The 12,049-nt window shown below is 39.9% G+C and carries 18 protein-coding genes; 16 read left to right on the top strand and 2 right to left on the bottom strand.

Annotated elements, in window-relative coordinates; translation table 11 throughout:
• The first annotated feature begins 384 nt into the window (after positions 1-384).
• Complete coding sequence (locus AADY36_RS19340; protein ID WP_342409527.1) at positions 385-765, top strand: VOC family protein; 381 nt, start codon at positions 385-387, stop codon at positions 763-765.
• A gap of 75 nt (positions 766-840) precedes the next feature.
• Here AADY36_RS19340 and AADY36_RS19335 read toward each other — a convergent pair whose 3' ends face one another.
• A complete protein-coding gene (locus AADY36_RS19335) occupies positions 841-1,644 on the bottom strand; it encodes an ion transporter (RefSeq protein ID WP_200907879.1) in 804 nt (267 codons plus the stop codon).
• Positions 1,645-1,732: 88 nt separating this feature from the next.
• Here AADY36_RS19335 and AADY36_RS19330 point away from each other — a divergent pair, with 88 nt between their 5' ends.
• From AADY36_RS19330 to AADY36_RS19285, 10 genes are all read left to right on the top strand, one after another.
• Positions 1,733-1,939 carry a hypothetical protein gene (locus AADY36_RS19330; protein WP_054563817.1) on the top strand — a complete coding sequence of 69 codons (207 nt, stop codon included), beginning with the start codon at positions 1,733-1,735 and terminating at the stop codon, positions 1,937-1,939.
• Positions 1,932-2,204, top strand: a complete 273-nt coding sequence (locus AADY36_RS19325) for a hypothetical protein (protein ID WP_342409526.1) — start codon at positions 1,932-1,934, stop codon at positions 2,202-2,204. Before AADY36_RS19330 ends, AADY36_RS19325 begins: the two co-directional genes overlap by 8 nt.
• A gap of 2 nt (positions 2,205-2,206) precedes the next feature.
• Positions 2,207-2,653, top strand: coding sequence for a hypothetical protein (locus AADY36_RS19320; RefSeq protein ID WP_239964067.1), 447 nt, complete (start codon positions 2,207-2,209; stop codon positions 2,651-2,653).
• A 59-nt stretch (positions 2,654-2,712) separates the two neighbouring features.
• Positions 2,713-2,907, top strand: a complete 195-nt coding sequence (locus AADY36_RS19315) for a YwbE family protein (protein ID WP_036971837.1) — start codon at positions 2,713-2,715, stop codon at positions 2,905-2,907.
• On the top strand, positions 2,904-3,431 hold the full coding sequence (locus AADY36_RS19310) for a DUF4240 domain-containing protein (RefSeq protein WP_062565591.1): 528 nt from the start codon (positions 2,904-2,906) through the stop codon (positions 3,429-3,431). The genes AADY36_RS19315 and AADY36_RS19310 overlap by 4 nt, the downstream gene beginning before the upstream one ends.
• Positions 3,432-3,533: 102 nt before the next feature.
• The gene (locus AADY36_RS19305) at positions 3,534-3,776 is read left to right on the top strand and encodes a hypothetical protein (RefSeq protein WP_054563821.1); all 243 of its coding nucleotides are present in this window, start codon (positions 3,534-3,536) and stop codon (positions 3,774-3,776) included.
• A gap of 15 nt (positions 3,777-3,791) precedes the next feature.
• Positions 3,792-4,250: a hypothetical protein gene (locus tag AADY36_RS19300; RefSeq protein ID WP_342409525.1), complete on the top strand. Its 459-nt coding sequence runs from the start codon at positions 3,792-3,794 to the stop codon at positions 4,248-4,250.
• A gap of 137 nt (positions 4,251-4,387) precedes the next feature.
• The gene (locus AADY36_RS19295; protein WP_082401739.1) at positions 4,388-4,804 is read left to right on the top strand and encodes a DUF805 domain-containing protein; all 417 of its coding nucleotides are present in this window, start codon (positions 4,388-4,390) and stop codon (positions 4,802-4,804) included.
• A 49-nt stretch (positions 4,805-4,853) separates the two neighbouring features.
• The gene (locus AADY36_RS19290; RefSeq protein ID WP_342409524.1) at positions 4,854-5,243 is read left to right on the top strand and encodes a DoxX-like family protein; all 390 of its coding nucleotides are present in this window, start codon (positions 4,854-4,856) and stop codon (positions 5,241-5,243) included.
• The gene (locus tag AADY36_RS19285; RefSeq protein ID WP_342409523.1) at positions 5,236-5,733 is read left to right on the top strand and encodes a hypothetical protein; all 498 of its coding nucleotides are present in this window, start codon (positions 5,236-5,238) and stop codon (positions 5,731-5,733) included. Before AADY36_RS19290 ends, AADY36_RS19285 begins: the two co-directional genes overlap by 8 nt.
• Here the strand turns inward: AADY36_RS19285 and AADY36_RS19280 are convergent.
• On the bottom strand, positions 5,711-6,607 hold the full coding sequence (locus tag AADY36_RS19280) for a LysR family transcriptional regulator (protein ID WP_342409522.1): 897 nt from the start codon (positions 6,605-6,607) through the stop codon (positions 5,711-5,713). The two genes, AADY36_RS19285 and AADY36_RS19280, sit on opposite strands and share 23 nt — an antisense overlap.
• 120 nt (positions 6,608-6,727) lie before the next feature.
• Between AADY36_RS19280 and hutH the strand changes: the two genes are divergently transcribed.
• From hutH to AADY36_RS19255, 5 genes are all read left to right on the top strand, one after another.
• Positions 6,728-8,221 carry a histidine ammonia-lyase gene (gene hutH / locus AADY36_RS19275; RefSeq protein ID WP_342409521.1) on the top strand — a complete coding sequence of 498 codons (1,494 nt, stop codon included), beginning with the start codon at positions 6,728-6,730 and terminating at the stop codon, positions 8,219-8,221.
• A gap of 11 nt (positions 8,222-8,232) precedes the next feature.
• A complete protein-coding gene (locus AADY36_RS19270) occupies positions 8,233-10,233 on the top strand; it encodes a urocanate hydratase (protein WP_055199125.1) in 2,001 nt (666 codons plus the stop codon).
• A gap of 121 nt (positions 10,234-10,354) precedes the next feature.
• A complete protein-coding gene (locus AADY36_RS19265; RefSeq protein ID WP_342409520.1) occupies positions 10,355-10,765 on the top strand; it encodes a GFA family protein in 411 nt (136 codons plus the stop codon).
• A gap of 494 nt (positions 10,766-11,259) precedes the next feature.
• On the top strand, positions 11,260-11,652 hold the full coding sequence (locus tag AADY36_RS19260) for a hypothetical protein (protein WP_342409519.1): 393 nt from the start codon (positions 11,260-11,262) through the stop codon (positions 11,650-11,652).
• Positions 11,653-11,678: 26 nt separating this feature from the next.
• The gene (locus AADY36_RS19255; protein ID WP_342409518.1) at positions 11,679-12,041 is read left to right on the top strand and encodes a hypothetical protein; all 363 of its coding nucleotides are present in this window, start codon (positions 11,679-11,681) and stop codon (positions 12,039-12,041) included.
• Positions 12,042-12,049: the final 8 nt, after the last annotated feature.

Below are 12,049 nucleotides of genomic sequence, written 5' to 3'. Positions count from 1 at the left end.
AATAGAAAACATTAGGCGCTAGGATTCAGGCTCTGGGACGCGATATAAAATCGCTGCTACTTGTTCGGCGTTGAAACGTATCCTAGAAACTTTCACCTTGTAGCTTGCTAACTTTCCCCTCAATCGCGCTAAAGCACGACCTACAAACGCGCGAAACAAGTTTCACGCCTACAATAGAAAACATTAGGCGCTAGGACGCGATGTAAAATCACTGCTACTTGTTCGGCGTTGAAACGCCTCCTACAAACTTTCGCCTTGTAGCTTGCTAACTCGCTAACTTTACTCTCGCAACTCGCAACTCGCTAACTCATAACATATCTTTTGCTTAATTTAATGAACGCGATATGCTGAAGCAACGAATAAATCACTTCATGGGAGTAGCAAATGAATCTCAATCAGGTGACGTTACCTGTAAAGGATATGAATGAAGCGGTGGCTTTTTACTTAACACTGGGAATGATTCAAATAGTGGATACCCCGCATTACGCACGATTTCAATGCCCAGATGGTGATGCCACATTTTCGCTGTCATTAGAAACTGAAGAGTTTAGTAATAGTGCGGTAATTTATTTTGAACATGAGCAGCTCGATGAGCTCTACGAACGCCTTGTTGAAAAAGGTATTCGCTTTGAACAGCCGCCTACCGCCCAGCGTTATTTATGGACGGAAGCAATTTTAAAAGACCCATCAGAGAATAAAATTAAATTATATTGGGCGGGAGAAAACCGCTTAAACCCACCATGGAAGGTAGAAAAGCGAGGGTAAAAAAGGCGCTAGAATCTAGGTCCTAGCGCCTAATAGCAAAAAACTATTATCTAAAAGCTATTATCTAAAAACTTTCTACTTTTCTTTCAGTAATTGTTTTAGTTCAGCCATTTCAGCTTGAAGCTGAGCAATTTGCCCTTTGGTTGCTGGCATGTCGGCATCAGATGTTTGCTCTTCACGGGCGTTACGATGCTCTTCAGACATGACCTCTAAAATCGCACCAACCATCATGTTTAAAAATACAAAGGCTGTTAAGAAGATAAACGTTAGGTAGAAAATCCAGCTGAGTTCATACACAGCCATAGTTTCATACATAACATCGGTCCAATCCTCAAACGTGGCAATCCTAAATAATGTGAGCATAGAAATAGACACATCACCCCACAGTACTGGATTTATATCAGCAAACAGCATGCTACCCATGGCGGCATAAATATAGAAGATCACGAACATGAGCAGGGCAATATAGCCCATTTGTGGAATGGCTTTTAAAAGCGAGTTAACCAGCAGTCTAAGCTCTGGGATCATAGATACAAGTCGCAACACGCGGAAAATACGCAGTAATCGAGCGATAAAAATCGTAGAGCCAGCTGCAGGGTAAAGGCTTCCCACCACGATTATAAAATCGAAAATATTCCAACCTTTGGTGAAAAAGTCTTTAAAACCACGACTGGCGATAAAGCGGATCACCAGCTCAACTAAAAAGAATACCGTGATACCTAAGTCCATCCAATGTAAGGCAAGCTCAGCAGTTGGATGTAAAGAGTAGGTGTGTGCACCCACTGTTAGCGCTGAAATAACAATGACAGCAATAACAAATGATTGAAAAATTTTACTTTTATCGATACGCTGAAACAGCTGTTGTAACTGCGACAACATCATATAGAACCCTTTGGTAATAATATTTAAACCCACGCAATATACAGGAAAACGCAGCACCAATGTATAACTACATAAAGGAAATTTAATGTTTTTAAATGCCTTAAAATTGGCCGTGATTGCGACCCTTGCAATACTTTTATCAGCTTGTAGCTCAGATGCCCGTTATCATGAAATTCAATCGGCGCGTTTAAGTGAATGCAATCATATGGCAGATAAAGAGTACCATGAGTGCGTAAAGCGCCAGCAAGACAGCTACGAAGAATTTAAAAAACAACAAGCAGAACATGACTAAAACTGAAAAACGTCTAGATAAGGCTATTCGAGTTGCATTAACGCAAGCGTGCGAACAAGCAAAAGAACAAGTACAGGAATTTTCATGGTTAACGCATACTGCTGACCTAAAAAAGCTACCTCAATCACTAAAAGTAAGTTGTTATTGTAAAGAGCTGCCGATAACCGCTGAGCAAACCCAGTTAATTTCCAGTTTAATTATCAAAGAATTGAGCGCTATAGATTTCGCTATCAATGCAAAAGCAATTGCGTTTTTAAAGGAATAATAATGTACGTAAATTTAACCCCTAAACAGATGGTTAGGTTAAATCTAGCCCTTGCTATGTTATTTATTTGTATAGGTGTGTACAGCTTGCAATCAGACTCATTACCTATTTCAAGTTTTACCGGTTTTATATTTGCAATCGGTTTTATGGTACAGGCCTACCGCTCAACAGAGAAATTTGCTGCCAAATCAGCCCTTAGTAAAACACTCACGGCAACAGACAGAAGCTTAACGGTTAAGCAGGTTTATTATGGCGATAAAGAAGAGACTCTTGAATTAAGCCGTATTACGCAACTGAAAGTTGCTGATAACTATTTAGCCGTCATATTAGATGGCAACGGCCAAGGTTATGACTTTCAAATAAAAGGCAAAGCTGAAGCAATCACTAAACGTTTAAATGAGATATTGCCAAAGGCGCTGCTTAAAAACAGCCCAATCAAACAGGTTTAATTTGGTAAGCCAGCCGCAAATGGCTATAATCGGCAAAAATTATTGAAAGAGATATAGCAATGGCAGTGCCTACGCGTTCACAAATTTCAATTGGCTGCGAAGTCAACATTGTTTTAAAACAAGATCAACGAACAGGTCAGTTAACTCAAGGTGTGGTGTCACGTATATTAACTAAATCACCAAACCACCCGCATGGTATTAAAGTTCAACTTGATGATGGTCAAGTTGGGCGCGTGAAAGAGATTTTATCATGAGTGTTTTAAGCGAAAGTGAATTTTGGCAACTCGTGACCGCCGAAGACAAAACTGCCGAGCCTGAGTCTGTTTGTAACGCATTAAAAGCAAAGCTGACTGATTTATCTGACCAGCAGCTGATGGAATTTGATAAGCAGTTTAACCTACGTATGCGTAAAGCCTATACCTGGGACTTATTTGGTGCCGCTTATGTAATGGCCGGTTGTAACGATGATTATGGTTTTTCTGAGTTTTTATGTTGGCTTATTTCACGTGGTGAACAGGCTTTTTTAAAGGCGCTTGAAAACCCGGACTCAATTGCCGAGTGTACGCCGGTTTATCATTTAAACGAACAGCCTTACCCGTATTTAGATGAGTACGATTTAATTGCCGGTATGCTTTACGAAGAACGTAATGATGACGAATTACCCTTTGTACCATCAGGCCTTGAGCAACCAAAAGGTAAACGTTTTAAAGATAAAGCTAAGTTTTTAAAACAAACCTACCCAAATTTATATGCTAAATATTGGCAGCAACCGAGTTAATTAAAAGCACCTAAGGGTGCTTTTTTTATGTCTTTAGGTTACTTGCTTTTACCATGACAACTCAGTAAGTTATTAAATAATATTAATAAAGTGAATGCTAACATGCGTCAGGAGCTTATTGAGCTAAAGCAGTATTTAATAAAAAAAGGCATTAAAAGAGAAACCTATGCAATTGATACTTTACCAAGAATTGAAGGGCATTGTATTTACGACGCAAAGAGTCATATTGAGGTCTTTTACTTCGAACGAGGGGTTAAGTTTCAGCAAAAAACATTCTCTGATGTTGAAGATGCGATAAGTTATTTTAAAGCAGAGTTACTTTCAGACCCCTTTGCAAAAAGTTAAGGACACGCTATGCGAATGGAAAATTTAGATATCAAATCAGAGCTTCACGGAGATGATGCCGCTAAAGTCGCATTTCAATGGTTAAAATGTTTTTGTCCGCATCTAACATCATTTTCCGAATTTGTTAAAGGGAAAAGCTATGTGTGGGATGAGCTCAAAGAGTTTACAAGCAATGATGAAGCATTGACTGACTTTAGCTCTCATCAGGCACTAAACTACTACATCATGCCTGACTACTTTAAACCAGGCGAAGATAGTATCTATGTCACAAATAAAAAACCACAAGGAAACTTGCATCGCCAAGACTTTCATGTTTTCCCAAAAAACTTTGCTTGGTCAATGGCTTTTACACATGAAGATGGTTGGCTCGGCCCAAAGTTTGTAAAATATACAAATTATCAACAGTTAAACAATTTAAATATAAAAGCGGTAAATGAAGTTGCTTCGTTAAAACAAAAATGGAGCGGTGGTTAGTTGCTTGCTTAATTTCTTAGTACCCAAATCCAATCATTTTGTGTTATCTTATTCATGCTTAATTCAGCACTATTAACAACATAAATCAGCAGACTAGATTAATTTGTTTGCTACAACACATATCAAAGGAAATGACAGTGTCAGAAAACGTATATCAAGCCCCAGAATCAAACCTTGCTACAGCATCAACAGAAACAACCACTTTAAGCATGAAAGAAATTTTGTTTTCTTTTAAAGGTCGTATTCCTCGTAAGACCTATTGGTATTCTTTCTTAGGTATTATTGTAGCTTCATTTGTTTTTATGTTCGTAGTTGCATTATTCACAGGTGGTAATGAAACAGCAATCTCTGTGATCACACTAATCTTTTATATCCCACTTATGTGGGTTTCGCTTGCGGTTCAAGTAAAGCGCTGGCATGACCGTAATAAATCAGGTTGGTGGGTATTGATTGGCTTAGTTCCAGTTATTGGTGGTATCTGGGCGTTAATCGAAAATGGCTTTTTAGCAGGTGATGAAGCTGAGAACCGTTTCGGTCAACCTACTAGCTTATAAGCTATACTGTGTGCTCTGAATATCAGAGCACACAAAGTAAATTTACCCAATGAAGCATTTAACTACGATTCAAATCGCTCGATTTATTATCAGCTTTAGTTGGCTTTATCATGGGCTGATGCCAAAACTTGTTCACATAGCCCCCCTTGAACTAAAAATGACAGCCAGTTTTGGTTTTAATGCTGAAATTTCAACACTTATTACCCGAGCAGCTGGCATTGGTGAAATTATATTTGCCGTGCTGTTTTTTATTTTCTATCGTTCAATCTTAATCAATATTCTCAATATAGCTGCTTTAGTTGGGCTAATGCTGTTTGTAGCTGTTTTACAACCTGCACTTTTAATAGAAGCGTTTAATCCTGTGACTACAAACATTGCTTTGATCGCCTTTAGCCTCGTATTAATTAAAGAACTCAAAGAACCACAGCTCAATGCTTAATACGCCGCACCAGTCACCAATAACTCAATTTACAAAAAAAGAAGAAAAAAAATTTTTATCTTCTTATTTATTTTTTATAGGGTTAGTACAGATTATTGCCGCATTCTATTTTTTGGATTTGCCTATAAAAGAACAACTAATAGATGAGCCGGGCGTAGTACAACGCTTTTATGATTCACATAGAAATTGTGGCAAATTTAAATGTAAACTCATGACAGTTGTTGGTACTGAGAAGACGACTACATTCCTTAGACCAACTAACTTACCAATTAGCTTAAATGATAACGTTCATATTTTGGCTTCGTATGATAAAAGTGCCGAAGCGTATAAAGTCCATCAATTAAAACTTAATGGTAAGATGATTCAAAGTTATGAACAGGCGCTATTTAAAAGCAACATAGCTCGTATATTGCTTGGTATTTTTGGTCTGATTTTGATTGCTTTTAGTTTAATCAACAAGTTTAAAGCTAAACCGAATAACAACGCTTAATTTCATCAATCATGGCATTTGCTAAAGGCGAGCTGGCATTTGTTTTTGAGGTGATCAATACCACTGGAATATCGTAGTGATATTTGTTTGGCTGGATAGCTTTAAAAATTCCTTTTTCGACCCAGAACTGTGCGTAGTGATCGGGTAAATAACCAATAAATTCACCCGATAAAATTAAATGTGCGATACCTTCATCGTGATAAGCAACAGCACTGTTTTGATAGTTTAAACCGTCGTTTCGGCTTTCTTTATCGCGCATGTAGTTACTGGTAATGACTTCAGCTTCTTTAATGAGCTCATTGATTTGTTTGTCATCACACTCAAATAATGGGTGACCGATTGCGCAATACAAAAAGTTAGTTTCGTTATGTAGGGCGGTGTAATTTAATCCGCGAATATGATGGCGGCTAACACCAATTCCCACCAACGAGCGGCCATTGGCTACTGAGGTTTCTACCTCTCGTGCCTCGCACACATTAATATCAAACTGAATGTTTTTACCTTTGCCTTTTAATCTTGCTATCGCGCGGGGAATGGCACAGCGTGGGTCGCTGACCATGGTATCTATCATGGCAATACTTAAACGTCCCGATAACTCGTTTTTAGAGCTGGCTACGGTATTAGCAAAGGCTTCGCATTGCTGAAGCAGTTCAATTGATGCCTGATAAGTGATGGCGCCAGCGTCTGTAATTTCAAAACCACTGCGGCCACGTTTACATAATTTAATACCAAGCCTTACTTCTAAATCAGATAAATGCGCACTGATGGTTGAGCGGCCAATATTCAAACGTGACTCTGCGGCTGAAAGCCCGCCACACTCAACAATTGCTACAAAAACGCGCAATAAGCGCAGGTCTACGTCATGAACTTGCATAGCTCTTCTTTTAGTTCGATAAATCTGGAATGAATAACGATAATTATGCATTTGTAAAACAACTAGAGCAAGCTAGACTCCATCTAAATAAAACTTAATCCTGTTCTTTAGGAGTTATAAATGACATTTAAGTATGGTGTTGACCAATTAACGTTAGACAGCGTTAATGCTATTGCAGCCGGTACGTTACAGGCAGAGCTTTGCCAAGAAGCAATTGATAAAATTAATAAAAGCCGCCAAAACGTAGACAAAATGGCTGCCTCAGATAAAGCCATTTATGGTATCAATACGGGCTTTGGTCCATTGTGTGATACACAAATTTCTCCAGAAGAAACTAACCTATTACAAAAGAACTTATTGATCACACACGCTGTTGGTGTGGGTGAGCCAATCGCTAAACCTATTTCAAAGCTGATGCTAATCACCAAAGTACACGCATTAAGCCAAGGTTTTTCAGGTATTCGTTTAACCGTTGTTGAGCGTATGCTTAAGTTTATTGAACTTGATATTATCCCTGTTGTACCAGAGCAAGGCTCAGTTGGCGCATCAGGTGACTTAGCACCGTTATCACACTTATTCTTACCTCTTTTAGGTGAAGGTGAGTTTTGGGTAAACGACACAATCAAGCCAGCAGCAGACGTATTAAAAGAGCACGGTTTAGCGCCTTTAGATTTACATGCTAAAGAAGGCCTAGCATTAATTAACGGTACTCAATTTATTTTATCGCATGCCATTACTGCGCTTACTAAAATGCGTTATTTATTAGACCTTGCAGATATCGCTGGTGCTATGAGCATTGAAGGTATGCAAGGTAGCGAATCGCCGTTCCGTGAAGAGTTACACGCAATTCGTGCTTTTAAAGGTAACGTTGAAGTTGCAGCGCGCATGCGTAGCTTTTTTGCAGGCTCTAAAAACATGGCTTCACACACTGATTGTGACCGTGTTCAAGACCCTTACTCATTGCGTTGTATTCCACAAGTTCATGGTGCATCACGTAACGCGTACTACCACTTAAAAGAGCTTGCTGAAACAGAAATGAACTCTGTAACAGATAACCCAATTGTGATCAGTGAAGAAGAAGCAATTTCGGGTGGTGGTTTCCACGGCCAACCACTTGCTATGGTATTAGATTACGCATCAATCGCAGCGGCAGAGCTTGGTAACATTGCTGATCGTCGTTGTTATTTATTGCTTGAGGGCTTACACGGCTTACCGCGTTTGTTAACGACATCGGGTGGCTTAAACTCTGGCATGATGATCCCGCAGTATGTGACTGCGGCACTGGTAACAGAAAATAAATCATTGTGTTTCCCGCCATCAGCAGACAGCGTACCAACATCAATGGGCCAAGAAGATCACGTATCTATGGGTAGTATCTCTGGTCGTAAGTTAAACCAGATTTTAGGTAACCTTGATAAAATCTTTGCTATTGAGCTGATGTATGCAGCGCAAGCAATCGAATTTAGACGTCCTAACAAGTGTTCAGACATCATTGAAGAAAACTTTGCGCTCATTCGCAGCAAAGTTACCAAACTAGAAGAAGACCGCTTACTTAAGCCAGACATTGATGCCATGGTAGAACTTGTTAAATCGCAAGCGTTTAAAGTTAACTAAGGGAGCAAATAATGACTTTTCAAGAACAAATTAAGCAAGGTATCCCAAGCGTATTACCAGAGCCAAAACCGTATCCAAGTGATGCAAACCGTGCTCCAAAACGTAAAGACATTTTATCGGCTGACGAAAAGCAATTAGCTATTCGCAACGCATTGCGTTATTTCCCTAAAGAATGGCACAAAGAATTAGCTGCTGAATTTGCCGTTGAGCTTAAGCAATTTGGCCGTATTTATATGTATCGCTTTAAGCCTAATTATGAACTTAAAGCGCGCTCAATTAGCGATTACCCGGCTAAATGCGAACAAGCTGCCGCTATCATGTTAATGATCGACAATAACCTTGATCCTGCAGTAGCACAGCATCCTGAAGAGCTAATCACTTACGGTGGTAACGGTGCGGTATTCCAAAACTGGGCGCAGTACTTATTAACTATGAAGTACTTAAGCGAAATGGAAGAAGACCAAACGCTACACATGTACTCGGGTCACCCTATGGGGTTATTTCCATCATCAGTTGAAGCACCGCGTGTGGTTGTAACAAACGGTATGATGATCCCGAACTATTCAAAGCCGGATGACTGGGAAAAATTCAATGCACTGGGTGTAACTCAATACGGTCAAATGACTGCGGGTTCATTTATGTACATTGGCCCACAAGGTATTGTTCACGGTACAACTATTACGGTAATGAATGCATTCCGTAAAGTACTGGAAAAAGGCGAATCACCAAAAGGTAAGATCTTCTTAACTGCTGGTTTAGGCGGTATGAGTGGTGCTCAGCCTAAAGCGGGTAATATTGCTAACTGTATTACCGTATGTGCCGAGGTTAACCCTAAGGCAGCTATTAAGCGTCATCAACAAGGTTGGGTTGATGAGCTAATCGATAACATGCCAGAGCTTGTTGAGCGTGTACGTACGGCTCAGCAAAATGAAGAAGTGGTTTCAATTGCCTTTATCGGTAACGTGGTTGATGTTTGGGAAAGCTTCTTAGCAGAAGATATTTTCATTCACTTAGGTTCAGACCAAACTTCACTTCATAACCCTTGGTCAGGCGGTTACTATCCGGTTGATATCAGCTATGAAGAGTCAAATCGTTTAATTCGTGAAGAGCCAGAAGTATTTAAAGAAAAAGTACAAGCGACACTTAAGCGCCACGCCGATGCTGTTAACAAGCACACGGCAAAAGGTACTTACTTCTTTGATTACGGTAATGCGTTCTTGCTAGAAGCATCACGCGCTGGTGGCGATGTAATGGCTGAAAACGGTATTGATTTTAAATACCCATCGTACGTACAAGATATTCTTGGCCCAATGTGTTTTGACTACGGTTTTGGCCCGTTCCGCTGGGTATGTACGTCAGGTAAACCAGAAGATCTTGATAAAACAGATGCGATTGCTGCAGACGTTTTAAATAAAATCATGGCGGACTCGCCTGAAGAGATCCAACAGCAAATGCAAGACAACATCACGTGGATCAAAGATGCGAAGCAAAACAAACTGGTTGTTGGTTCGCAAGCACGTATTCTTTATGCAGACGCACAAGGCCGCGCTGAAATCGCTAAAGCCTTTAATGATGCCATTAATCGTGGTGAAATTGGTCCGGTTGTACTTGGGCGTGACCACCATGACGTAAGTGGTACGGATTCACCTTTCCGTGAAACATCAAACATTTATGATGGTAGCCGCTTCACCGCAGACATGGCGATTCACAATGTAATTGGTGATGGTTTCCGTGGTGCTACTTGGGTATCTATCCACAACGGTGGCGGTGTTGGCTGGGGTGAAGTGATCAACGGTGGTTTTGGTATGCTACTAGATGGTAGTGAAGCTGCCGAGCGTCGTTTGAAATCTATGCTATTATTTGATGTAAACAACGGTATTGCTCGTCGTAGTTGGGCGCGTAACGAAGAAGCTAATTTTGCGATTAAACGTGAAATGGCTCGTACCCCTAAACTTAAAGTGACCTTGTCTAATAACGTTGATGATGAAGTTTTATCAAACTTAGATTTCTAAGTTGTGTCAATGCAAAAAGGCCATGTTGTAAACGCAACATGGCCTTTTTTATTGCCAAAAATTATTAAATAGCGCATCGTTTAGGGAATAAATTTTTAGCTTAGCGAATAAAGAGATAGATATGACTAAAACACTTACTGGTGGATGCTGCTGCGGCGAAGTGAGTTATAAAGTCGCTGATAACTTTAGGCGTTTTTTCTTCTGCCATTGCGAACAATGCCGCAAATTAACCGGCACTGCTCACGCTGCAAATTTGTTTACCTCGCCTGATGCTATCGAATGGATTAAAGGTCAACATCACATCACGCGGTTTAATTACCCTGGTCGTGCATTATCTAGGGCGTTTTGTAAAACCTGTGGCTCAGCGCTGCCATTTGAATCACAAGACAGTAAATATCTACTTGTACCTGCTGGCAGTTTAAATGAAGAGCCAAGTAAGGAATTAGACGCGCAAATTTTCTGCGAAGAGCAAACCGAATGGCATAAAAAAGGTTTAAATGGCAAAAAGCTGATTGGTTTTGGTCGCGATTAAGCCCGATTATAGGGTAAAGTTTGCGAGGTACGAGAGTAAAGGTAGCGAGATACGAGAGTAAAGTTAGCGAGTTACAAGTTTGTAGGAGGCGTTTTAACGCCGAACAAGTAGCAGCGATTTTACATCGCGTCCCATAGCCTAAACCCTAGTATCAAATGTATCCTAACGTAGGCGTGAAACTTGTTTCGCGCGTTTGTAGGTCGTGCTTTAGCGCGTTAAAAGAGAATTTAGCGAGATACGAGGGTAAAGTTAGCGAGATACAAGTTTGTAGGAGGCGTTTCAACGCCGAACAAGTAGCAGCGATTTTACATCGCGTCCCAGAGCCTGAATCCTAGCGCCTAATGTTTTCTTTCGTAGGCGTGAAACTTGTTTCGCGCGTTTGTAGGTCGTGCTTTAGCGCGTTAAAAGAGAATTTAGAGAGATACTAGAGTAAAGTTTGACCAGTTGGTCTAGTTTGATTAATCTGTAAAACACATTTTAAAAGGAGGTTTAATATGTTTAAAGTTTTAACCTTAGCTGCTTTAGTCTCGTTAGCTGTACCTACAAACGCAAATGAAATTACAGCTGAGTTTCTTAAAAAAGAGCTTGAACTTGCTCATTCTCAGTACATCAAAGGTTCGAGCGATAGTGCGCTTTATGCGTTAAATGCACTAGCAAGAATTCTTGAGCTTGATAGCGCTAAAGCGCTACATACAGAGGTAGGCCCTAACAATCTTGCTTTTACTTATCTTCGCATTGGTCTCATTTATGAGCATGAAGGTGATCAGCAGCAAGCCAACAGCTACTATGCAAAAGCGATTAATGCTCAACAAGGCGAAAAACTTCAGCTTGCAGAGCTCAAAGCGTATATAACTAAATTAGATAAATCAGATGCTCACTTAATTTAAATATAATTGGAAATACAAGGAAGACGATGATCAAATGGCACGAACTAAATAAATATCAAAAAGCCGCATTTTGGTGTTTGATAGCTATTGTTGGTTGGTTCTCACCTGAGATTGCACTGTTATTTCATTTTGGTGGAATAGAAGTTGTATTTGCTTTTTTAGCAATGTACAGCTTGCCTATCATCAGAGTAGTGCGTTCTTATTTTCTAAAAATTAAAGAAAACCTGCTACTTGCCTATGTGTCATTTCAAAAAAGTGCCTCTGGTAAACCCAACGTCTTTTTAATGCAAACGGCATTTTGCTGTCTTGCAGTTGCATTCACCGGATCATTCTCTTTTGCAATGGTGTTTTTAATGCCAGGAATGATGTTAAACAATATGCTTGTTTAATTGGGTAA

It is taken from the genome of Pseudoalteromonas sp. D15MCD-2 (genome assembly GCF_038562745.1).
Lineage (GTDB): Bacteria > Pseudomonadota > Gammaproteobacteria > Enterobacterales > Alteromonadaceae > Pseudoalteromonas.
The sequence above is the reverse complement of the archived record's forward strand: the minus strand, read 5'-3'. Positions and strand labels throughout refer to the sequence as shown.